The organism is Pseudomonas sp. MF6396, from assembly GCF_002018915.1.
Taxonomy (GTDB): domain Bacteria; phylum Pseudomonadota; class Gammaproteobacteria; order Pseudomonadales; family Pseudomonadaceae; genus Aquipseudomonas; species Aquipseudomonas palmensis.
This window is the reverse complement of record NZ_MVOK01000031.1, coordinates 46,843-67,880: the sequence shown is the minus strand read 5'-3', so window position 1 is coordinate 67,880 and position 21,038 is coordinate 46,843. Positions and strand designations below refer to the sequence as shown.

General features: G+C 64.5%; 20 protein-coding genes. 2 read left to right on the top strand and 18 right to left on the bottom strand.

Translation table 11 applies throughout. The features are described 5' to 3' along the window. Positions 1-361 precede the first annotated feature (361 nt). The 12 genes from MF6396_RS24335 to MF6396_RS24280 form a co-directional block, all read right to left on the bottom strand. The gene (locus MF6396_RS24335) at positions 362-1,240 is read right to left on the bottom strand and encodes a transporter substrate-binding domain-containing protein (protein WP_054915897.1); all 879 of its coding nucleotides are present in this window, start codon (positions 1,238-1,240) and stop codon (positions 362-364) included. Next, positions 1,237-2,010 (bottom strand): amino acid ABC transporter ATP-binding protein, encoded by a 774-nt coding sequence (locus MF6396_RS24330; RefSeq protein ID WP_078481739.1) that lies wholly within the window; start codon positions 2,008-2,010, stop codon positions 1,237-1,239. The genes MF6396_RS24335 and MF6396_RS24330 overlap by 4 nt, the downstream gene beginning before the upstream one ends. Then, positions 2,007-2,666 carry an amino acid ABC transporter permease gene (locus tag MF6396_RS24325; RefSeq protein ID WP_043859912.1) on the bottom strand — a complete coding sequence of 220 codons (660 nt, stop codon included), beginning with the start codon at positions 2,664-2,666 and terminating at the stop codon, positions 2,007-2,009. The genes MF6396_RS24330 and MF6396_RS24325 overlap by 4 nt, the downstream gene beginning before the upstream one ends. Then, a complete protein-coding gene (locus MF6396_RS24320; protein ID WP_043859911.1) occupies positions 2,647-3,312 on the bottom strand; it encodes an amino acid ABC transporter permease in 666 nt (221 codons plus the stop codon). The genes MF6396_RS24325 and MF6396_RS24320 overlap by 20 nt, the downstream gene beginning before the upstream one ends. Before the next feature lie 450 nt (positions 3,313-3,762). Continuing rightward, positions 3,763-4,548, bottom strand: a complete 786-nt coding sequence (locus MF6396_RS24315; RefSeq protein ID WP_043859910.1) for a MetQ/NlpA family ABC transporter substrate-binding protein — start codon at positions 4,546-4,548, stop codon at positions 3,763-3,765. A gap of 211 nt (positions 4,549-4,759) precedes the next feature. Continuing rightward, positions 4,760-5,398 carry a hypothetical protein gene (locus MF6396_RS24310; RefSeq protein WP_054915895.1) on the bottom strand — a complete coding sequence of 213 codons (639 nt, stop codon included), beginning with the start codon at positions 5,396-5,398 and terminating at the stop codon, positions 4,760-4,762. Between the two features lie 163 nt (positions 5,399-5,561). Continuing rightward, entirely contained in the window at positions 5,562-6,503 is a 942-nt protein-coding gene (locus tag MF6396_RS24305; RefSeq protein WP_078481738.1) for a sigma 54-interacting transcriptional regulator, read from the bottom strand. Positions 6,504-6,569: 66 nt separating this feature from the next. Continuing rightward, positions 6,570-7,151: an alpha/beta hydrolase gene (locus tag MF6396_RS24300; RefSeq protein WP_043859907.1), complete on the bottom strand. Its 582-nt coding sequence runs from the start codon at positions 7,149-7,151 to the stop codon at positions 6,570-6,572. A 226-nt stretch (positions 7,152-7,377) separates the two neighbouring features. Beyond that, positions 7,378-7,779: an ExbD/TolR family protein gene (locus tag MF6396_RS24295; protein WP_043859906.1), complete on the bottom strand. Its 402-nt coding sequence runs from the start codon at positions 7,777-7,779 to the stop codon at positions 7,378-7,380. A 1-nt stretch (position 7,780) separates the two neighbouring features. Then, on the bottom strand, positions 7,781-8,503 hold the full coding sequence (locus tag MF6396_RS24290; protein WP_043859905.1) for a MotA/TolQ/ExbB proton channel family protein: 723 nt from the start codon (positions 8,501-8,503) through the stop codon (positions 7,781-7,783). A 29-nt stretch (positions 8,504-8,532) separates the two neighbouring features. Beyond that, positions 8,533-9,333: an energy transducer TonB gene (locus tag MF6396_RS24285; protein ID WP_043859904.1), complete on the bottom strand. Its 801-nt coding sequence runs from the start codon at positions 9,331-9,333 to the stop codon at positions 8,533-8,535. A 252-nt stretch (positions 9,334-9,585) separates the two neighbouring features. Beyond that, positions 9,586-11,919 (bottom strand): TonB-dependent receptor, encoded by a 2,334-nt coding sequence (locus MF6396_RS24280; protein WP_078481737.1) that lies wholly within the window; start codon positions 11,917-11,919, stop codon positions 9,586-9,588. A gap of 144 nt (positions 11,920-12,063) precedes the next feature. On the opposite strand from MF6396_RS24280, the gene MF6396_RS24275 reads away from it, so the two are divergent. Both MF6396_RS24275 and MF6396_RS24270 read left to right on the top strand, forming a co-directional pair. After that, positions 12,064-13,008: a LysR family transcriptional regulator gene (locus MF6396_RS24275; RefSeq protein WP_078481736.1), complete on the top strand. Its 945-nt coding sequence runs from the start codon at positions 12,064-12,066 to the stop codon at positions 13,006-13,008. A 100-nt stretch (positions 13,009-13,108) separates the two neighbouring features. Beyond that, positions 13,109-14,707 carry an alkaline phosphatase family protein gene (locus MF6396_RS24270; protein ID WP_043859901.1) on the top strand — a complete coding sequence of 533 codons (1,599 nt, stop codon included), beginning with the start codon at positions 13,109-13,111 and terminating at the stop codon, positions 14,705-14,707. 67 nt (positions 14,708-14,774) lie between these two features. Here MF6396_RS24270 and MF6396_RS24265 read toward each other — a convergent pair whose 3' ends face one another. The 6 genes from MF6396_RS24265 to dibA all read right to left on the bottom strand — a co-directional run bounded on the left by MF6396_RS24265 (position 14,775) and on the right by dibA (position 20,929). Then, positions 14,775-15,764 carry a sulfate/molybdate ABC transporter ATP-binding protein gene (locus MF6396_RS24265; RefSeq protein ID WP_078481735.1) on the bottom strand — a complete coding sequence of 330 codons (990 nt, stop codon included), beginning with the start codon at positions 15,762-15,764 and terminating at the stop codon, positions 14,775-14,777. Positions 15,765-15,767: 3 nt separating this feature from the next. Further along, on the bottom strand, positions 15,768-16,640 hold the full coding sequence (gene cysW, locus MF6396_RS24260; RefSeq protein WP_043859899.1) for a sulfate ABC transporter permease subunit CysW: 873 nt from the start codon (positions 16,638-16,640) through the stop codon (positions 15,768-15,770). A 14-nt stretch (positions 16,641-16,654) separates the two neighbouring features. Continuing rightward, entirely contained in the window at positions 16,655-17,473 is an 819-nt protein-coding gene (cysT, locus tag MF6396_RS24255; RefSeq protein ID WP_043859898.1) for a sulfate ABC transporter permease subunit CysT, read from the bottom strand. Between the two features lie 87 nt (positions 17,474-17,560). Next, a complete protein-coding gene (locus tag MF6396_RS24250) occupies positions 17,561-18,568 on the bottom strand; it encodes a sulfate ABC transporter substrate-binding protein (RefSeq protein ID WP_043861301.1) in 1,008 nt (335 codons plus the stop codon). Positions 18,569-18,614: 46 nt separating this feature from the next. After that, positions 18,615-18,797 (bottom strand): sulfur starvation response protein OscA, encoded by a 183-nt coding sequence (gene oscA, locus MF6396_RS24245; protein ID WP_007941032.1) that lies wholly within the window; start codon positions 18,795-18,797, stop codon positions 18,615-18,617. A 236-nt stretch (positions 18,798-19,033) separates the two neighbouring features. Further along, a complete protein-coding gene (gene dibA, locus MF6396_RS24240) occupies positions 19,034-20,929 on the bottom strand; it encodes a phosphodiesterase DibA (RefSeq protein ID WP_043861302.1) in 1,896 nt (631 codons plus the stop codon). Positions 20,930-21,038 lie beyond the last annotated feature (109 nt).

Genomic DNA, 21,038 nt, shown 5'->3' with positions numbered 1-21,038 from the left:
CGGTGGTGCGGGGTCGGTTGTGCGTGTTGTGTGTGTGGGTGGGGGGCTTGTTGGGAGGCGTTCGGGGTGGCGCGGGGGGGTGGGCGGGGGGGCAATTGGGGAGAGGGGCGGCGGGGCGGGGGGTGGGGGCTGTAGCCGGCCGCGCGTGGGAGGGCGGGGGTGGAGCAGGAGGCGCAGAGCAAGTGCAGCGTGCTGGAGAAGGCGGGGGGGCAGAGGGGGGGGGTGGGGCAAGGGCGGTGGCCGGAGAGAAGGCGGGGCCGCGGGGCGGCCCATCGCGGGTCAAGCCCGCTCCCACACAGACAGCGACGGTCCTTGTGGGAGCGGGCTTGACCCGCGATAAGAGCGACGCGGTGTCAGGGCCTCAGCCCTGCCATTTGCCGCCCTCGACGATCACGCTCTCCGGCTTGGTGTCGTCGCTAAGCTCCTTGCGCACGTACTGGTCATACAGCTTGAGCAGGTACTTCTGCTCGCCCAGGCGCGCCAGCTCGCTGTTGACCCAGTCACGCAGCTCGATGTTGCCCTTCTTCACCGCCGGCGCAATCGGCGCTTCCTCGCCCAGCTTCTCGTCCAGCACACGGTAGCCCGGGTTCTGCTTGGACCAGCTGAACAGGATCAGGTTGTCCTGCGCATACGCATCGCCACGGCCATTGGCCAACGCCTGCAACGACTCGGAGTTCTTCTCGAACTTGAGCAGTTTCCAGTCCGGGTGGTTCTTGGTCAGCCAGATGTCCGCCGTGGTGCCGGTGGTGACGATGGTGGTCTTGGCCGCCAGGTCGTCGAGCTTCTTCACCTCGCTGCCCTCGGGCACCAGCGCCTGTACCGCCACGCGCAGGTTGGGGTTGGTGAACTCCACCGCTTCCTTGCGCTCCGGGGTCACGGTCATGTTGGCCAGAATCAGGTCGACCTTGTCGCTCTGCAGGAAGGGAATGCGGCTGGCCGGCTCCACGGCCACGAACTCGACCTTGTTCTCGTCGCCCAGCAGCGACTTGGCCAGCTCGCGACCGATGTCGGTGTCAAAACCCACATAGCGCCCGCTTTCATCCACATAGCCGAATGGCGGCTTGTCGGTGAACACGCCGACGATCAGTTTGTCGCGGGCCTTGATGGTTTCCAGGTAGCTGGTGGCCGGCGCTGCGGCATTGGCGGCAGGCTTGCTCGGCGCTTCGGATTTGTTGCAACCGGCCAGTACGGCCAGGGTGAACAGCGACAGCAGCAGTTTTGAAGCGTGGGCAGTCTTCATGACAGTTCCTTGTGTGGTGTCTTGGGCAGGCTTTCGACAAAGGAGAATTTCTCCAGGAACTGCTGCGCGCGTGCGGTCTGCGGGTTCGTAAAGAAGCTCTCGGGGGCGCTCTGTTCAAGGATCCTGCCGGCCTCCATGAACACGATGCGGTCGGCCACCGCGCGAGCGAAGGCCATTTCATGGGTCACGATCAACAGGGTCATGCCGTCGCGGGCCAGGCCCTGGATCACCTGCAGCACTTCCTTGACCATCTCCGGGTCGAGGGCGGCGGTCACCTCGTCGAACAGCATCACCTGCGGGTTCATGCACAGCGAACGCACAATGGCGATACGCTGTTGCTGGCCACCGGAAAGCTGGCGCGGATAGGCGTCGCGCTTGTCCAGCAGGCCCACCCGCGCCAGCAGTGCTTCGGCCTGGGCCTGGGCCTCGAGGCGTTCGCGTTTCTGCACCTTGAGCGGCCCTAGCAGCAGGTTTTCCATCACGCTCATGTGGCCGAACAGGTGGTAGCTCTGGAACACCATGCCCACCTGCTGGCGCACCTGGCGCCAGTCGGTGGCCTTGCTCAGCAACTCTTTACCGGCCAGTGTCAGGCTGCCTCCGTGGGCCACTTCCAGGCCATTGAGGCAGCGCAGCAGGGTGCTCTTGCCGCAGCCGCTGGGGCCCAGGATCACCACCACTTCGCCGCTGCGCACCTGCAGGTCGATGCCCTTGAGCACCTGGTGCTCACCGAAGAACTTGTTGAAACCCTTGAACTCGATCAATGCGCTCATGCGTGTGTCCAGCGCCGCTCCAGCGCGCGCGAGGCGGCCGACAGCGGGTAGCAGATGAAAAAGAAGAACAGGAACAGCGCGCCGTAGATCAGCACCGACTCATAGGTGCGCTCGATGATCTGCTGGCCCACCTTGATCACGTCCACCACGCCGATCAGCACTGCCAGCGAACTGGTCTTGATGATGCGCGTGTAGATGTTGATGGTCGGCGGGGTCATGCGCTTGAGTGCCTGGGGCAGCAGCACGTAGCCATACAGCTGCCAGCCATCCAGGCCGATCGACAGCCCCGCCTCGCGTTGTCCGCGCGGCAGCGAATGCAGTGCACCGCGCACCACCTCGCCCACCTCGCTGGCACCCCACAGCGACAGCACCAGCACCGCGCACCAGAAGCTGGGAATGCTCACGGCAAAGAAGATCGGCAGGCCGAAGAACAGCAGGTACAGCCACACCAGTACCGGTATCGCCCGAAACAGCTCCAGGTACACCCGCAGCACCAGGTTCACGCTGCGCTTGCCGAGGGTGGCGAGCACGCCGTAGAGCACCCCGCCCAGGGTGCTGAAGGCGATGCCCAGGGCCGAGATCGACAGGGTTTGCGCGGCGCCCTGGGCCAGTTGCGGCAGCGACACCAGCAGCAGTTCAAGACCCGAACTGGCCATGTTGCAACCTCCTTTCCAGGCGGCTCAGCAGCAGCGACAACGGCAAGAACAGCAGCACGCAGATCAGCGTCAGCACCGCGAGCATTTCGTAGGTCTTGTAGTACAGGGCGATGTAGCTCTTGGTGGTGTAGAGAATCTCGGGCACCGCCACCGCCGACACCACGGTGGTTTCCTTGAGCAGGAAGATGAAGTTGGCGAACAGCGCCGGCAGGCTGAGGATGCCAGCCTGGGGCAGGATCACGTGGCGCAGCAGCTGGCCTTCGGACAACCCGATGGAGCGACCGGACTCCAGCTGTGCGGCAGGCACCGCCTCGACACCGGCGCGCAGCACCTCGGTCAGGTAGGCCCCGCCGAGAAACGTCATGGTGATGATCGCGGCGGCGAAGCCGGAAATCTTCAGGCCCAGGCTGGGCAGCGCGAAGTACACGAAAAACAGCTGGATCAGCAGCGGCGTGTTGCGTGCCAGCTCCACGTACAGGCCCACGGCACGCTGCAGGTAGGGCGTGCGGTAGACCAGGATCGCGGTGTTGATCACGGCCACCACCAGCGAGGTGGCGATGGCGATCAGGCCGACCTGCAGGGTGACCCCGACGGCCTTGAGAAACGCGGGCAATGTGCTGAGGATGAATGCGACGTCGAAGCTCATCGGCGTGGCCTCGGCGTCCGAAACAGGGTGCTCTGCATGGGGGTGGTCTCGAACCGGCCCGAGGGTAGACGGGCGGTGGCGGCTAGGGTTGGGCGTGCCGGTAAGCACTTTGGTAATACTCTAAAGCTATAAAAATATTTATTTAAATATCTTTATTGCATATTGATATCACGCAAAAAACTAACCGCAAATTTCCTCGTGGCAGGCGGGATCTTTCCCGCGCGCGCGCCATCAAACAGCTGTCGTGCGCGGCCCCGTGGGCCGTTCAACCCACAAGGAAAACAACACCATGAACAGCGACCAGCCGACCCTCGACCCCAGCGAACTGATCAAATGGCTGACGGCCCTGCGCCGCGCGGTCAACACACCACGCTGAAACCCCATTCAAAAAAAACGCCGACCCGGTAACCGGAGTCGGCGTTTTGCATCGTGCGGTCTACAGCGGGCGAATCAGAACGCCGGCAGTACCGCGCCTTTGTATTTCTGCTCGATGAAGGCTTTCACTTCAGGGCTGGTCAGGGCCTTGGCCAGCTTCTGGATGGCGTCGCTGTCCTTGTTGTCGGGGCGCGCCACCAGGAAGTTCACGTAAGGCGAGTCGGAGCCCTCGATCACCAGGGCATCCTTGGCCGGGTTCAGGCCGGCTTCCAGCGCATAGTTGGTGTTGATCATGTCCAGGTCGACCTGGTCCAGCACGCGTGGCAGCAGGGCCGACTCAAGCTCCTTGAACTTGAAGTTGTGCGGGTTCTTGGCGATGTCCTTAGGCGTGGCCAGGGCGTTTTTCGGATCTTTGAGTTCGATCAGCCCGGCCTTCTGCAGCAGGATCAGCGCACGGCCACTGTTGGAGCCTTCGTTGGGGATGGCGATGGTGGCGCCGTCCTTGAGCTCGGCCAGGCTCTTGACCTTCTTCGAGTAGCCACCGAACGGTTCAACGTGTACGCCGATCACGGTTTCCAGGTGGGTGCCTTTACCTTCGTTGAAGCTCTTGAGGTAGGGCAGGGTCTGGAAGTAGTTGGCGTCCAGACGCTTCTGATCGACCTGCACGTTGGGCTGCACGTAGTCGGTGAACACCTTGATTTCCAGGTCCACGCCTTCCTTGGCCAGGGTTGGCTTGATCAGCTCGAGGATCTCGGCGTGGGGCACCGGGGTGGCGGCAACCACCAGCTTCTGGCCGGCGTGGGCGAAACCTGCAACCGACAGAGCGGCTGCCAATGCAGTCAACAACAAAGCCTTTTTCATGCGCAGTCCTTATTCGAATCACAGCCATCGTCGACGGCGGAAGAGAGGGTGCCAGTATTGTGCTAGCTGGCGTGGAGGCGACAATACCGAGATTTTTTATTCCTTAACAATATCTTTTACGCAGACGCTTATATCTTTTTGACTGATAAAGAAGAGAGCACCGGCTGGCCTGCCAGGTGCATCCGGCGCCGCAACAGACAATGCTCGCGGTCTATCGATTAGCGGTCTCGATGGCAACCTCGGTGATGACAGTGGCCAGTTCCTTCTCGAGTGCACCATCACCCTGCACATTGGCGTAGATGTCATACCTGATCTCATGCGTGGAATTCATCCAGCGCAATCCTGTCCTCCTGACCCCACCCATTACTTTTTCCGACGTTTTCACCAGGGGCTTGCCGGGGTCCTGAGGCTTGGCGTAATCATCGTCGTAAACCACCACGCGCTGTGTCAGCTCGCGCTCATAGTGGGTCTCGTAGGTCACCACATAATCATCGCCGCACGAATAAAGCGACATGACGCCGTTCAAGCCGCCCTCCTTCATCTCGACCCCGGAGGGGAGTTCTTTGGACAGCCGACATTGCAACTTCTCGATCGCTGCTCGGGATTGCGATTTGAATCGGACGGCTTGAGCCAGCCTTCTGTCGCTCGCCTGGGCGAGTGTGATCATCGAACTGAATTGCTCGAAACCAGGAAAGGTTGAGTTCTTCTCTGGCTCGGCCGTGGGCGAGACCGCCCTTTTCTCAATGACCTTCTGGATATGGGTATTGCCACTGAGCGGTAGAATCTCCAGCTCGGCGCTTGCCGAAAAGGAAGCGAGCAGCGTGCTCATGCACAGCATCGACAGGCGCATCAGCGGCTGGCCTGGGCAAGGAAGACACGTACCGCGCAAGGTAGGTTTTTCATGAATATCCTTTCAATGCTTCAAGCGATCCAAGGCTTGCGAAGCAAGAAGGTAATCCACCTCATTCGCATCTGCAACGGTTGCTCCGCAGACAACCGCCTGTGCGTTACGCCTACACACCCAACCGCAGCGCCACCTTCTCCAGCAAGGCCTTCAGGCCACTGCGCTCACTTGCACCTGAGCGCAGCAACACCTCGATCTGCCGCTCCAACGCGGCCAGCGGCGTCAAGGTTTCCGGCAGGTTCAGATGCTCGGGCAGTATTTCCTCCCCGCTGCTGACCAGCAGGGCGAAGTGAATGACGTTTTCCAGTTCGCGGGTGTTGCCCGGCCAGCTGTGCAGTTCCAGCACCCGCTGCGCGGCCTCGCTGAGCAGCGGCGGCACGGCCAGGTTCAGGCGCGGGCTGTAGATGCCCACGAAGTACTCGGCCAGCGGCAGGATATCGCCCACCCGCTCGCGCAACGCGGGCAGCTCGAGGCGGCCTTCGTGCAGGTAGTGGTAGAGACGGTCGTGGAACTTGCCGGCGGCCACCGCCTGGGCCAGGTCGATGCTGGAGGCGGCCACCAGGCGCACGTCCACCGGGTTGGGTTGCTGGGCGCCAACGCGGGTGACTTCGCGGTTTTCCAGGGCAGCCAGCAGCTTGACCTGGATCGGCAGCGGCAGGTCGGCGATTTCATCCAGGTACAGCGTGCCGCCGTTGGCCGAGCCGAACCAGCCGGCGCGGCTGCTGGCGGTACCACTGTGGGCGCCGGCGCTGTAGCCGAACAGTTCGGCGTCGGCGTAGGTGGGGCTGATGGCGCCGCAGTTGACCGAGACGAACAGCCCGCCGCGGTCGCTGGCGCGGTGGATCTGCCGGGCCAGCAGCTCCTTGCCGGTGCCGCTTTCGCCGCGGATCAGCACGGGCAAGGCCAGCGGCGCCAGCAGCTCCAGCTCTTCGCGCAGCTGGCGCGAGCGAGGGTCGACGAACACCAGCGCCTTGGCGCGGATGCTCAACGGGCTCTTGTCGCTCTCGGGGAAGGTCAGCAGTGGCTGGCCGTAGGTGTCGTGAAGGCTCATGGCAAACTCCCGCCCGAGCGACTCACGGCGCGGACGTCTTGATGAAAAAGAGGGTAGCGCCCGGGGTCAGGCGCGACGCAGTGCGTGCTGTTCCAGGCGGCTCTGCAGGCGATAGAGGTAGGCAAAGCCCTGCTCCCAGCGCCGGTGTCCGGACTTGACGTTGATATGCCCGGCGCCGCCGAGCACACCGGCTTCTGCGCCCCAGGCGCGGGCCAGTTGCATCGCCCGTGGCGCACTGACCGCCGGATCGTTGTCGGAGGTGACCACCTGGCTGGGAAACGGCAGCAGGTTCTGCGGAATCGGCGCGAAGTTGCGCAGGGCCGGTGCACAGGCCGGGCGTTCGACGTCGGCCGGGGCCACCAGCAGTGCGCCACGTACCTGCTGCAGCAGGGTTTCGCTGGCGTGGGCGGCCCAATGCGCGACGGTGATGCAGCCCAGGCTGTGGGCGATCAGGATCACCGGCGAGGTGTCGGCGGCGATGGCATGTTCGAGCGCGGCAACCCAGTCTTCACGACGCGGGGTGATCCAGTCGGCCTGTTCGACGCGGGCACTGTTGGGCAGGCTGTTCTGCCAGTGGGTTTGCCAGTGATCGTCTGGCGATCCTTGCCAGCCCGGCACAATCAGGTAACGAATCGACTCATTGCGCATGAGATGCCTCCTGCTGGGTTTGCATTGCATGAGGGCAAGTATAGGGCGGGGGTTATATTCGTAAAGGAATAAGAAGCTATTTATTAATAACCAAAACTGCTTTCCGAATACTATGTGCAACCCTGTGGGCGCTGGTATCGGCGCCTTCGGAACGGGCATAAAAAAAGGGGCCGTCCCCTGCCAGGATACGGCCCCCGAATGCGTTGCCCTTACCGTTGCATCGTGCTCAACGCGCGGTGATCACCGAAAGCTTGGTGATCCCCGCCCGCTCGATCGAGGCCATGGCGCGCGCCACTTCCCCATAATTCACACCGTCGTCCGCCTGCAGTTGCACGCGTACCTCCGGGTCCTTGGCCTTGGCCGCCTGCAAGCTGGTCTCCAGCAAGTCCGGCTGGATCTCGTCCTTGTTGATGAACAACTTGCCGCCCCCATCGATGCTCACCACCAGCGGGTCCTTCTGCTCCACCGGGGCCACGGCCTCGGTCTTGGGCAGGCTGATCGGGATCGCGTTGGTCAACAACGGCGCGGTCACGATGAACACCACCAGCAGCACCAGCATCACGTCCACTAGCGGCGTCACGTTGATCTCGCTGAGTACCTCGTCACTGTCCTGGGTAGAAAAGGCCATGTCAGGACGCCTCTTTCACAGGTTGGCCGCTCACTGTTGCAGCTTTGTGAAGCGCAGGGTGCACCAGCACGCGGAAGGCACTCTTCTGCGCCAGGCTGTAGAAGTCGTGGGCAAAGTCGTCGAGGTCGGCCGCCGTGAGTTTCAGGCGACGCAGGAAGTAGTTGTAAACCAGCACCGCCGGCACCGCGACCGCGATCCCCACACCCGTGGCCACCAGCGCCGCACCAATCGGCCCGGCCACGGTTTCCAGGCTCGCCGAGCCCGCCGCACTGATGCCCTTGAGCGCTTCCATGATGCCCCACACGGTACCGAACAGGCCGATGAACGGCGACGTGCTGCCGATACTGGCCACCACCGCCAGGCCGGTTTCCAGCGAGCGGCGCTCACGCACGATCTGCTGGCGCAGGGCGCGTTCGAGGCGGTCCTGGTGGTTGATCGCCTGGCTCAGGTCATTGGCCTGGCCGGGCTCGCCCACCGCGATGGCGGCGTAGCCGGCCTGGGCCACGCGGGCGGCGGCGCCGGGCTGGGTCTGGGTGAGTTCGGCGGCCGAATCAAGGCTTGAGGCCGCCCAGAACTGCTTGTGGAAGCGCTTGTCCTGGTTCTTCAGGCGGGCGAACTGCAAGCCCTTGACCAGGGCCAGGCCCCAGGTCGCGACGGAAAACACCACCAGCAGCCAGATCACCGCGCTTTCGATGGATTCAAGGGGGGATGCCAATACACTCATGATGGTTTCTCTCTGTTAGCGCGAAATTTTTAGCGAATCTTGAAATCGATCGGCACGCTGACCCAGCCCGCCTGGGCCACGTCGCCCTGCTTGGCCGGCACGAAGCTCCAGCGCTTTACCGCCGCCAGCGCGGCGTCGTCGAGCTGCTGGCGACCACTGCTCTTCTGCAACTGGATCTCGCCAGGCTTGCCGCTGGGCAACACATGCACCCGCAGCAGCACGGTGCCTTCCCAGCCGCGACGCTGGGCCAGCGACGGGTATTCCGGCGCCGGGTTCTTCAGGTACGCCGCGCTGGCCGAAGCCGGGGTCACCGGCGCCGGGGCAGGTGGCGCAGGCGGGGCGGCAGGTTGTGGCGGTGCCGGCGGCGGCTCGACCGGTTTGGGCGCAGGCTTGGGCTCGGGCTTGGGCACCGGCTTTGGCTTGGGCTTGGGTACCGGCTTGGGCGGTGGCGGCGGCTTGACGGCCAACTCGTCGACCACCGGCGGTGGCGGCTCCACCACAGGCTCGGCCGGCGCCGGGGGCGGCGGCTCGACAACCGGTGGCGCCGGCTGGGAAAACTCGATGGTCATCGGCGGGATTTCCGGTGGAACCACCGGCAACACCGGGGCCGGTGCCTGGCTGACCCAGTAGGCCACGGCACCATGCAGCACCAGCGCGAAAACCCCGAGCAGCACCTTCTCGCGGCCCTTCAAGGCACTACGCGGGGTGCGCTGCAAGCGCTGTTGCGCCAGCGGCAACCGGTGCGGCCGACCGAGGTCGACCAGCTCGCCGCCCGGCGCCTGGCGCCAAAGCACATCGAGAGCACTGGCGGCGGTCTGGACATTACCCATTGATCAACTCCTGGGAGGTTCGGTGCATGTGCATCGAAGGCCGCCCGGTCTGGCCGGCCTTCGCTGAGGTGGATGATCGACGCGCGCTGCTTATCTCTTAAAGTAATCTTTGAAGTTATGGATAGAACCTGATCGCATATACAAAACCGCTGAACCGCTCTAGCCCGCGCCAATCAAGGGCTGGAGGGCATTGCTGATCTGGCAATGCCTTTGCGGCATCGAAAATATTCGCCAAAGGCATCGAAAAACCCCTCAGAAGTCATAGCGACCGGTCACGCCCAGGGTCCGCGGGGTGCCGAGCAGCCCTTCGTAGCCGCCGTTGGCGGCGCTCCACAGGGTGGTGTAGTAGGTCTTGTCGAAGGCGTTCTTCAGCCATAGCGACACGTCCCACTGCCCGCCCCCGGCATCGCCGCGCAGGCCGGTACTGAGGTTGACCACGGCGTAGCTGGGGATCTGCGCGAAGTCCGAGTCCTCGACCGTGCCCACCGCCCTGGAACGGAACGCATAGCTGGCGGTGACATAGGGCTGCAGGCCGTTGTCCAGGTCCCACTGGTACTGCCCGTTGGCGTTGGCGATCCATTTGGAGGCGCCGACCACCTGATGCCCGCTGAGGTCGCAGGCGGCCGGGGCACCCGGTTGCAGAGCCACCTCCGGCGCGCACGGGGCGTCCTTGTAGGCGAGGTAGCGCACGTCGTTGAACGAGCCGTTGAGGTTCAGCGTAAGGCCGCGCAGCGGCACCAGGGTGCTGTCGAACTCGACCCCGCGTGAGCGCACCGAGCCTGCGTTGGTCAGGTACTGCACGCGGTCGTCGTAGGCGTTGGTCTGGTAGCCGTTGACCTGGGTCCAGAACAGGTTGGCGTTCAGTTGCAGGCGGCGGTCCCACAGGGTGCTCTTGAAGCCCAGTTCGGCGTTGTTGGCGCGCTCGGTGCCGATCAGCAACGAGTCGGCGCCAGCCACCGGTGCGGTGCCCACCGCCAGATTGACCCCGCCGGACTTCTCGCCGTGGGACAGCGTGGCGTAGCCCAGCAGGTCGTCGGTGAAGCGGTAACTGAGGTTGAGCAGGCCCGAGGGGCTGGTGCTGTACTGGTTGAGGTCGCCCGAGTCATACGCACCGGCCCGTCCCTGGCGTACCGCTGCCGCCGCCCCGCTGACCGCAGCGCCGCCCACCGGGGCGCTGCGGTTGACCCAGGCGCTTTTCTCTTCGTAGGTGCCGCGTATCCCGGCGGTGAAGTCCAGGCGCGGGGTGAGGTGCCATGTGCCCTGGCCGAACAGGGCGAAGCTGTCGGTCTTGATGTGCCCCTTGCCCACCGAGCTGACGTTGGCCAGCGCACCGGTCGGCGTGCCGTTCCACACGTCGGCCTGGGGGCCGTAGAAGGCGAAGGACTTGTTGTCCAGGTTGGAGCCGAAGTAGTACGCGCCCAGTACGTAGTCGAAGAAGCCGCCCGTGGGCGAGGCCAGGCGAAATTCCTGGGAGTACTGCTTGTCTTGCACCGACACCCCGGCGTTGTAGGTTGCCGGCACATCCAGGCCGTCGTCGTTGCGCGGGGTGAAGTCCCACCAGCGGTAGCTGCTGATGGAGGTCAGGGTGAAGTCGTTGTCCAGGGTCCAGTTGGCCTCCAGCGAGGTGCCGCCCTGGAACACCGTTACCTTCTGGTCGTCGTCCAGGTTGACCTTGCGGTGGCGGCCGTCGACCAGCGTGGCGCCGGCCGCCGCCGCACGGTTTTCATAGCGGTTGACGCCGTTGATGGTCGGCCCGGTGCTGTACAGCACGCGGGTGCCGGCGCTGGAGTCTTCCTCGTTGTAGTCGCCGATCCAGCGCAGGTTGAACTGCTCGCTGGGCTTGTACAGCAGTTGCCCGCGAAAGCCCTGGCGCGCGCCACCGTTGAGGGTGTGGCCGTCGTGCTCGTTGCTGATGTCGCCGTCGCTGCGCGTGCGGTAGGCCGAGAAGCGGCCGGCCAGGGTCTCGGTGAGCGGGCCGGAAAGCGTGCCCTTGGTCTGGAAGTAGCCGTCCTCGCCCACCGAGGCCTCGATGCTGCGCTCGGGGGTGAAGCTGGGCGCACGGGTGCTGATGTTGATGACCCCCGCAGTGGTGTTCTTGCCGAACAGGGTGCCCTGGGGGCCGCGCAGCACTTCGAGCTGCTCGATGTCCATGAGGTCGAACACCGCCATGCCGGGGCGGCCGAGGTAGACGTTGTCCAGGTACAGCCCCACGCTGCCTTCCAGGCCGTCGCTGGCCGGGTTGTTGCCCAGGCCGCGGATCGACACGCTGGACTGGCGCGCATGCATGTAGGCCACGTTGACGCTGGGCACCAACTGCTGAAGGTCCTGGATGCGGTACACGCGCTGGCTTTCCAGGGCCTGGCCGTCGAGCACGCTCATCGGCGTGGGCACGTCCTGGGCGCTCTCTTCACGTCGGCGCGCAGTCACGGTGACGGCCTTGAGCTGGCTGTCGGGCTTGACCTCGGGCGTCGCGTCGGTGGCCGCCTGGGCCGGCAGCCAATGCGCGCTGCCGGCCAGCAGCAAGGCCAGCGGCAGGCGCTTGAGCCGTCGGGAAGACAAGGGTGCGGCGGGGGAAGACGGGCGCATGGGCGGCTCCTGGGCAAGGAATTGATATTCCTTAAAGTTATTTATTTATGATTTCACATATGTTTACTGCATAAGAGATTGCCTTTATAAGGAGTGCAGCCGAGGCAGAGCAAATGCATTTGCCCGATACTTTTCATGTGAAAAATGCATATCGACCTACGCCAGCTTCGCCACCTGATCGCGCTTGCCGAGCACCGCAGCTTCGTGGCGGCGGCGAACGCGGTGAGCCTTTCGCAATCGGCCTTCAGCCGTAGCATCCAGGCCCTGGAACACAGCGCCGGGTGCCTGCTGGTGGACCGGTCGAGCAAGGAGCTGGCGCCGACCAAGCAGGGCCTGGTGGTGCTCGAACATGCACGCCGGCTGGTCAGCGGCGCGCATCAGTTGAGCAACGAGATCAGCCAGTTCAACGGCCTGGAGGCCGGCGAGCTGCGCTTTGGCTGCGGCCCGGCGCCGGCCGCCGGGCTGGTGCCGCGTGCCATCGGCACGTTCATCGGGCGCTACCCCAGGGCACGGGTGCGCTTTCAGGTGGATGACTGGCAGAACCTGGACAAGCGCCTGCTGGCCGAGGAGTTCGAGTTCTTCGTGGCCGACACCCGCCGCTTCGAGGCCGACCCGGCCTACCACACCGTGCGCCTGCGCCCGCGCCGCTGGCACTTCTGCTGCCGCGCCGCGCACCCGCTGGCGCAACTGCCGAACGTCAGCGCCGAGCAACTGCTGGCCTACCCCCGGGCGGTGACCCTGCGCCCGCCCAACCTGCGCAAGGTGATCAGCGACCTGAGCGGGCGCCCGGACTTCACCGCCAGCGTCGAGTGCGAGAACGGCTACAGCCTGCTGGGGGTGGTGCTGAACTCCGACGCGATCGGCATCTGCAGCGCCAACAGCGATGCGCTGCACAGCGCAGCCCAGCAACTGGTGCGCCTGAACATCGACGGCCTGCACGACGACTGCGAGGAGCTGTACACCCGCTACGGCATCGTCAGCCGTGCGCGCCAGCGCCTGTCGCCGCTGGCCGAGGCAATGATCGCGCAGATCGTCGCCACCGATCAGGCCGACCAGGACCTGTGCAACCTGGAGCGCCTGGCCATCTGAGGTGTTGCGCCGGGCGCATCGAAGGTATTCGGCAAATGCGCTTGTGGTCGCGTGGCGTGCAGGGCGAAATCACTCACCAGACTTTCAACCGGTGAGCGCCATGACCCAACCTGCCCCCGTGCGCAACGTGCTGTACATCATGTGCGACCAGCTGCGTCGCGATTACCTGTCGTGCTACGGCCACCCGCACCTGCACACGCCCAACATCGACCGCCTGGCCGCCGCCGGGGTGCGCTTCAGCCGCGCCTATACCCAAGGCACCATCTGCGGGCCGTCGCGCATGTCGGCATACACCGGGCGCTATGTGAGCAGCCACCAGGTGGCCTGGAACAGCGTGCCGCTGCCGCTGGAGGAGCTGACCCTGGGCGACTACCTGCGCCCGGCCGGCATCCGCACCGCGCTGGTGGGCAAGACCCACGCCACGCCGAACCTTCAGGCGCAGCAGCAGCTGGGCATCGACGCCGACATGGCCAGGCAGCTCGATGAAGTGGGTTTCGAAGCCTATGTGCGCCATGACGGTATCTACCCCGACGACCCGCAGTTCGCCGACAAGCGCGAGAGCGCGCCATACACCCGTTACCTGCGCGAACACGGCTATGGCGGCGACAACCCCTGGCACGACTGGGCCAATGCGGCGCAGGGCGAAGATGGCGAGGTGCTCAGCGGCTGGCACATGCGCCACGCCGACCGCCCCACGCGCCTGCCCGAGCAGCATTCGGAGACGGTGTACACCACCGACCGCGCCATCGACTTCATCACCGAACAGGGCGAGCAGCCGTGGTGCCTGCACCTGTCGTACATCAAGCCGCACTGGCCGTACATCGCGCCGGCGCCGTACCACGCGCTGTATGGCGCGGCGCAGGTGCTGCCGGCGGTGCCTGGCGGGCGCAGCGATCACCCGGTGTATGGCGCGTTCCGCCAGCATCAGGAGAGCGTGAACTTCTCCCGCGAGGAGGTGCGCCTGAAGGTGATCCCCACCTACATGGGGCTTATCAGGCAGGTGGACGACCAGCTCGGACGGCTGTTCGAAGTGCTTCGACGCACCGGGCGCTGGGACGACACGCTGATCGTGTTCACCAGCGACCACGGTGATTTTCTGGGCGACCACGGGCTGGGGGAGAAGGAGTTTCTGCTGGAGCAGGCGGTGGGAGTGCCGTTGATCGTGCGCGACCCGCGTGGGGCGGCAGATGCCACCCGCGGCACGGTGGATGCTCGGCTGGTGGAGACCATCGATGCGCTGCCGACGTTTCTGGACGCACTGGGATTGCCGGGGGCCGAGCATCGGCTGGAGGGGCGGTCACTGGTACCGTTGCTGCACGGTACGGCGCAGGGATGGCGCGAATACGCGATTGCCGAGTACGACTATGCGTTCCAGACCCCGGCGCGGGAGCGGCTGGGGCAGCCGATCGACCGTTGCCGCATGACCATGGTGCGCAGCGAGCGCTTCAAGTACATCGCGTATGACGGCTTCAGGGCGCAGCTGTTCGACCTGCAGGAAGACCCGCAGGAGCGGCATGACCTGGGCGATGATCCGGCGCATGCCGGCGTGCGCGAGGTGCATCAGGGGTACCTGTTGCAGTGGCTGCGCGGGCTCAAGCGCCGCACCACGATCAGCCATGCGGAGATCGAGCGGCGGGGGGAGCGGTTCCGCTACGGGGAGCCGCAGGCGGACAGCGTGGTGAAGATCGGGGTGTGGTGAGGCCCATTCGCCGGCAAGGCCGGCTCCTACAGGAGCAGGCCTTGCCGGCGAATGGGCGGTCAGGGCCTCAGAGGTTGCCGACCTTCTGCCACACCTTCGGCTTGAAGAACAACGTCTCGCCACGGGCCAACCCGGTCAGGCTGTCGTGGTCCTTGACCACCTCGGCCTCGATCAGTTCGCTCTGCCCTTCCACCTTCAGCGTCACCCGCGTGGTCGCGCCCAACGGGCGGATGTCACGCACTTCAGCTGCGTGGTGGCCTTCCACCTCCTGTCGCGACAGCGACACTTCGTGCGGACGGAACAGCACGTGGTGGTCCTCGCTCAGGTGCAGGCGGTTGGAGTCGCCCAGAAAGTGGTAGACGAAGTCGCTGGCCGGGTTCTCGTATACCTCGCCCGGCGAGCCGATCTGCTCGATCACGCCCTTGTTCATCACCACGATACGGTCGGCCACTTCCATGGCTTCTTCCTGGTCGTGGGTCACGAACACCGAGGTCAGGTTGATGTCTTCGTGCAACCGCGCCAGCCAGCGACGCAGCTCCTTGCGCACCTTGGCGTCCAGCGCACCGAACGGCTCGTCCAGCAGCAGCACCTTGGGCTCTACCGCCAGTGCCCGCGCCAGGGCGATACGCTGGCGCTGGCCACCGGACAGTTGCTCGGGGTAGCGGTCGCTGAGCCAGTCCAGCTGCACCATGTTCAGCAGCTCGTGGACCTTCTCGGCAATGCGCGTCTCGTTCGGGCGCTCGCCCTTGGGCTTCATGCGCAGGCCGAAGGCGACGTTGTCGAACACGCTCATGTGGCGAAACAGCGCGTAGTGCTGGAACACGAAGCCGACGTTGCGATCACGCACGTCGTGCCCCGACACGTCCTCGCCATGGAACACGATGCTGCCCTGGTCCGGCGTCTCGAGCCCGGCGATGATGCGCAGCAGGGTGGTCTTGCCGCAGCCGGACGGGCCCAGCAGCGCTACCAGCTCGCCGCTGTGGATATCCAGGTTGATGCTGTCCAGGGCCTGGAAAGCGTTGAAGCGCTTGCTGACGTTACGAACTTCGATCGACATGAATTATTCCTCCGCGGCGCTGTGGCGCAGGCGGTTAATGCGGGACTCGCTCCACTGCTTGAGCAGCAGGATGAAGAGCGCCAGGATCAGCAGCAGGCTGGCCACGCTGAAGGCCGCGACATGGTTGTATTCGTTGTAGAGGATCTCGACATGCAGCGGCAAGGTGTTGGTCACCCCGCGAATATGCCCGGACACCACCGACACCGCACCGAACTCGCCCATCGCGCGCGCCGTGCACAGCACCACGCCATAGATCAGGCCCCATTTGATGTTGGGTACGGTGACGTGCCAGAACATCTGCCAGCCGTTGGCCCCGAGCAGGCGTGCGGCCTCCTCTTCCTGGGTGCCCTGCTCCTGCATCAGCGGGATCAGCTCGCGCGCCACGAACGGCACGGTGACGAAGATGGTCGCCAGCACGATGCCGGGCAGGGCGAACACGATTTGGATGTCATGGTCCTGCAGCCACGGGCCGAAGAAGCCCTGGGCACCGAACATCAGCACGTAGACAAGACCGGCGATCACCGGCGACACCGAGAACGGCAGGTCGATCAGGGTCACCAGGATGCTCTTGCCGGGGAAGCTGTACTTGCTCACGCACCACGCCGCGCTGACCCCGAACACCAGGTTCAGCGGCACCGAGATGGCCACCGCGATCAGGGTGAGCTTGAGCGCCGACAGCGCGTCGGGCTCGAAGATCGCCTCGAAGAAGGTGCCCAGGCCCATCTTCAGGCCCTGGGACACCACGATGAACAGCGGCAGCAGCAGAAACAGCGCGAAGATCAGCCAGCCGAGGCCGATCAGCACGCGCCGTGAAATCGCGCTGCCACGGCGGGCAGCGTTGGCCGAAGCGGCCACACCAACAGATGATGCAGACATGGGTCAGGCCTCCTTCACGGGGTTTCGATGCGCCGCTGCAACAGGTTGATCAGCAGCAGCAGGATGAAGGAAACCACCAGCATCATCACGCCGATGGCAGTGGCGCCGGTGTAGTCGTACTGGTCGAGCTTGACCATGATCAGCAACGGCAGGATCTCGGTCTTCATCGGCATGTTGCCGGCGATGAAGATCACCGAACCGTACTCGCCCACACCCCGTGCGAAGGCCAGCGCGAAGCCGGTCAGCCAGGCCGGCAGCAGCGCCGGCGCCAGCACGTAGCGGAACACCTGCAGCGGCTTGGCCCCCAGGCACGCGGCGGCCTCTTCGACCTCGCGCGGGATGTCGGCCAGCACCGGCTGCACCGTGCGCACCACGAACGGCAGGGTCACGAAGGTCAGCGCCAGGGTGATGCCCAGCGGCGTGTAGGCGATCTTGAAGCCCAGGTCGGTGGCGAACTGGCCCACCAGACCGGACGGCGCATACAGCGCGGTCAGGGCGATGCCGGCCACCGCGGTGGGCAGGGCGAACGGCAGGTCGATCATCGCATCGATGACCTTGCGCCCTGGGAAGGTGTAGCGCACCAGCACCCAGGCCAGCAGCGTGCCGATCACGCCGTTGATCAGCGCCGCATAGAACGCGGTGCTGAAGCTGAGCTTGAGCGCGGCCAGCACCCGGGGTGCGGTGACGATGGTCCAGAACTGGTCCCAGGTGAGCTGGGCGGCATGGATGAACATGGCCGCCAGCGGTATGAGCACTATCAGGCTGAGGTACACCAAGGTGTAGCCCAGCGTCAGCCCGAAGCCGGGTATGACGGGGGAGATACGACGCGACATAGAAGTCCCTGGTTTAACGCACGAAGCCCGAGACGAATCCCGGGCCCATGCTGGCTACTGAATGGCGATTATCCTAACGGCCACGCATCACTGCGCCGTGTAGATCTGGTCGAACACACCACCATCGTTGAAGAACTTGGGCTGCGCAGTTTTCCAGCCACCGAAGTCTTTGTCGATAGTCACCAGTTCGAGTTTAGGGAACTGCTTGGCGTATTCGGCAGCGACCTTCTCGTCACGCGGGCGGTAGAAGTTCTCGGCGGCGATCTTCTGGCCGGCCGGGCTGTACAGGTACTTGAGGTATTCGGTGGCGATCGCGGTATTGCCCTTTTTCTCGGCGTTCTTGTCCACCACCGCCACCGGCGGCTCGGCCAGGATCGACAGCGACGGCACGACGATGTCGAACTTGTCGGCGCCACCGTCTTCCTTAAGGGCCAGGAAGGCTTCGTTTTCCCAGGCCAGCAGCACGTCGCCCTGACCGTTGTTGACGAAGGTGATGGTCGAGCCGCGGGCGCCGGTGTCCAGTACCGGCACGTGCTTGAACAGCTCCTGCACGTATTCCTGGGCCTTGGCTTCGCTGCCGCCGGCCTTCAGGCCGTAGGCCCAGGCGGCGAGGAAGTTCCAGCGCGCGCCACCGGAGGTTTTCGGGTTGGGCGTGATCACCGACACGTCCTTCTTGATCAGGTCGCCCCAGTCCTTGATGCCCTTGGGGTTGCCCTTGCGCACCAGGAACACGATGGTCGAGGTGTACGGGGTGCTGGCGTCGGGCAGGCGGGTCTGCCAGTTCTCCGGCAGGGTCTTGCCGAGCTTGGCGATTTCGTCGATGTCGCCGGCCAGGGCCAGGGTCACCACGTCGGCGCGCAGGCCGTCGATCACCGCACGGCCCTGCTTGCCCGAGCCACCGTGGGACTGCTGGATCTTGACCTTGTCGTCCGGGTGCGCCTGCTGCCAGTGCTTGATGAATTCGGCGTTGTACTGCTGATACAGCTCGCGGGTGGGGTCATAGGACACGTTCAACAGCTCGTAGTCCTTGGCGATGGCGGAACCGGCAAACACGGCACTGGCCAGTGCGGCCAGGGCATAACGGCGGATGGACATGGTGAAGCTCCCGATTGGCGTATTTTTTTCTAATTAGAGGGCTGAATCAGCTGGGCTTGTTGCCTGGATTCTGCAGGCGGAATTTTTCCTTGCGTTCGATCTGCACGACCTGGGCGTTGTGCACGGTGATTTCCACCGCGCCGAAACGCAGGTCGCGCAATGCGCTCTGGATCTCGCGCAGAATGGTGGCTTCGTCCTGTCCGTCAACGCTACGCAGAGATGCGCTCATGCTCGTGCTCCTGGAAATAAGGGGTGCCGTGCAGCTGCATCTGAAGGGGACGACTGCGCCTGGCTTGAGGGCAATCTTAGAGAGGGTGGAATATTCTTAAAAATACTATTTAAGAATTTTTATATAACTAAAAAGTGTAGAGGCGGGCTGCTTTGCAGCCCATCGCGGGTCAAGCCCGCTCCCACAAGGTTCTCCACCGGCCCCTGTGGGAGCGGGCTTGCCCCGCGAAAGGGCCCTCAGGACCAGCGCAGTTGCTGCGCAGGCACCGGTCGACCGTACCAGTAGCCCTGGCCCATGTCGCACTGCTGCTCCAGCAGGAAGCGCGCCTGCTCGGCCTCTTCGATGCCCTCGGCCTGGATCTGCATGCCCATGCTGCGCGCCAGGGCGATGATCACCCGCACGATGGCGACGTCATCATCGTCATGGGGCAGGCCCGCCACGAAGCCCTGGTCGATTTTGAGCTTCTGCACCGGCAGGCGCTTGAGCCGCAGCAGCGAGGAGTAACCGGTACCGAAATCGTCGATGGCCAGTTGCAGGCCCAGCTCGCGCAGGCGGTGCAACTGCTCCAGCGCCACCTCGGGGTCTTCCATCACCGCGCTTTCGGTCACCTCGACCTCCAGCCGCGCCGGGTCCAGCCCGGTGTCGTGCAGCACCTGGGCCACCAGCTGGTACAGGCTGCGCTTGCCGAACAGGCGGCTGGACACGTTGACCGCGACAAACCTCAGGGCCTTGCCCTCGGCCTGCCACTGCACCATCTGCTGGCAGGCCTGGCGCATCACCCAGGTGTCGATCTCGGCAATCAGCCCGGTGCGTTCGGCAATCGGAATGAACTCGCCCGGCGGCACCAGCCCGCGCTCGGGGTGCTGCCAGCGCACCAGTGCCTCGACGCCGATCATGGCGCCGGTGAGCAGGTCGTGCACCGGCTGGTAGTACACCCGCAGCTCCTGCTGCTCCAGGGCACGGCGCAACTCGCCGGCCGTCTCGACCCGCTGCTGGGCATGGGCGGTCAGCTCCTCGGTGTACAGGGCGTACCCCGAGCGGCCATTGCCCTTGGCCTTGAACAGCGCCGAGTCGGCGTTGCGCAGCAATTGCTCGGCGCTCAGCGCATCGCTGGGGAACAGGCTGATGCCGATGCTGACGCTGGTGAACAGGCGATGGTGGTCGAGCTCGAACGGCTCCTTGAGGCAATCGATGATGCCTTGCGCCAGGGCAGCGGCCTGGCCGACCTGGGCGCAGTTCTCGGACAGCACGGCAAACTCGTCGCCGCCCAGCCGCGCCAGGGTCATGCCGGTGCCCAGCTGGGCCAGCAGGCGTTCGCTCACGGCCTTGAGCAACTGGTCGCCGGTGTTGTGGCCGAGGCTGTCGTTGATGCTCTGGAAGTGGTCCAGGTCCAGCAGCAACAGGGCACAGCCGCGCTTGTTGGCCTGGGCCGCAGCCAGGGTCTGCTTGACCCGGTCGTTGAACAGCAGGCGGTTGGGCAGGTCGGTGAGCGGGTCGTGGTGCACCAGGTGCGCCAGCTCGCGCTCGGTGTGCTTGATCGCGCTGATGTCGCTGAACACCGCCACGTAGTGGGTCAGCTGGCCGCTGTCGTCGTGAATGGCGCAGATGGTCTGCCACTGCGGGTAGATCTCGCCGTTCTTGCGCCGGTTCCAGATTTCGCCGCTCCATTCGCCCTTCTCGGCCAGGGTGGCGAATATCTGCTGGTAGAACGCGGTGTCGTGGCGGCCCGACTTGAACTTGCTCGGGCGCTGGCCCAGCACCTCGTCCTTCTGGTAGCCGGTGATCTGCATGAACGCCCGGTTGACGTGCACGATCAGGCCGTCGCGGTCGCTCACCAGCACCCCTTCGAGGGTGCTGTCGAACACCGCTGCGGCCATGCGCAGGCGCTCGCGGTCCTCGCGGCGCAGGCGCGCGCCCACGCCGATGAAATTGAGCAGGCGCCAGCGCGACACAAAGATCAGCGCAGCGCTGCAGCCCATCCACGCGTAGGCGTTGATCAGCTCCCAGCGTGCCAGCTGGGCGGGATCATCGAAAAGATTGCTCAGTATTTGATCAGACAGCACCAACCACATGACCGACAGCACCAGATACAGCGCGGACATACGCAGGGCGTCTCGAACGGATACAGACATAGAGTCGCTGGAACCCAGGGCAAAATGATGGCCATTATAGGGGTAGAAATATCCCGTGACCTCCTATCTAAAACGCCGACTGGTTTTATTTAGTAGGGTAGGGATAATA

Coding starts and splice junctions, on each gene's coding strand:
- MF6396_RS24335 (WP_054915897.1), bottom strand. CDS start 1,240: ATGAAGACTGCCCACGCTTCAAAACTGCTGCTGTCGCTGTTCACCCTG.
- MF6396_RS24330 (WP_078481739.1), bottom strand. CDS start 2,010: ATGAGCGCATTGATCGAGTTCAAGGGTTTCAACAAGTTCTTCGGTGAG.
- MF6396_RS24325 (WP_043859912.1), bottom strand. CDS start 2,666: ATGGCCAGTTCGGGTCTTGAACTGCTGCTGGTGTCGCTGCCGCAACTG.
- MF6396_RS24320 (WP_043859911.1), bottom strand. CDS start 3,312: ATGAGCTTCGACGTCGCATTCATCCTCAGCACATTGCCCGCGTTTCTC.
- MF6396_RS24315 (WP_043859910.1), bottom strand. CDS start 4,548: ATGAAAAAGGCTTTGTTGTTGACTGCATTGGCAGCCGCTCTGTCGGTT.
- MF6396_RS24310 (WP_054915895.1), bottom strand. CDS start 5,398: ATGCGCCTGTCGATGCTGTGCATGAGCACGCTGCTCGCTTCCTTTTCG.
- MF6396_RS24305 (WP_078481738.1), bottom strand. CDS start 6,503: ATGAGCCTTCACGACACCTACGGCCAGCCACTGCTGACCTTCCCCGAG.
- MF6396_RS24300 (WP_043859907.1), bottom strand. CDS start 7,151: ATGCGCAATGAGTCGATTCGTTACCTGATTGTGCCGGGCTGGCAAGGA.
- MF6396_RS24295 (WP_043859906.1), bottom strand. CDS start 7,779: ATGGCCTTTTCTACCCAGGACAGTGACGAGGTACTCAGCGAGATCAAC.
- MF6396_RS24290 (WP_043859905.1), bottom strand. CDS start 8,503: ATGAGTGTATTGGCATCCCCCCTTGAATCCATCGAAAGCGCGGTGATC.
- MF6396_RS24285 (WP_043859904.1), bottom strand. CDS start 9,333: ATGGGTAATGTCCAGACCGCCGCCAGTGCTCTCGATGTGCTTTGGCGC.
- MF6396_RS24280 (WP_078481737.1), bottom strand. CDS start 11,919: ATGCGCCCGTCTTCCCCCGCCGCACCCTTGTCTTCCCGACGGCTCAAG.
- MF6396_RS24275 (WP_078481736.1), top strand. CDS start 12,064: ATGCATATCGACCTACGCCAGCTTCGCCACCTGATCGCGCTTGCCGAG.
- MF6396_RS24270 (WP_043859901.1), top strand. CDS start 13,109: ATGACCCAACCTGCCCCCGTGCGCAACGTGCTGTACATCATGTGCGAC.
- MF6396_RS24265 (WP_078481735.1), bottom strand. CDS start 15,764: ATGTCGATCGAAGTTCGTAACGTCAGCAAGCGCTTCAACGCTTTCCAG.
- cysW (WP_043859899.1), bottom strand. CDS start 16,640: ATGTCTGCATCATCTGTTGGTGTGGCCGCTTCGGCCAACGCTGCCCGC.
- cysT (WP_043859898.1), bottom strand. CDS start 17,473: ATGTCGCGTCGTATCTCCCCCGTCATACCCGGCTTCGGGCTGACGCTG.
- MF6396_RS24250 (WP_043861301.1), bottom strand. CDS start 18,568: ATGTCCATCCGCCGTTATGCCCTGGCCGCACTGGCCAGTGCCGTGTTT.
- oscA (WP_007941032.1), bottom strand. CDS start 18,797: ATGAGCGCATCTCTGCGTAGCGTTGACGGACAGGACGAAGCCACCATT.
- dibA (WP_043861302.1), bottom strand. CDS start 20,929: ATGTCTGTATCCGTTCGAGACGCCCTGCGTATGTCCGCGCTGTATCTG.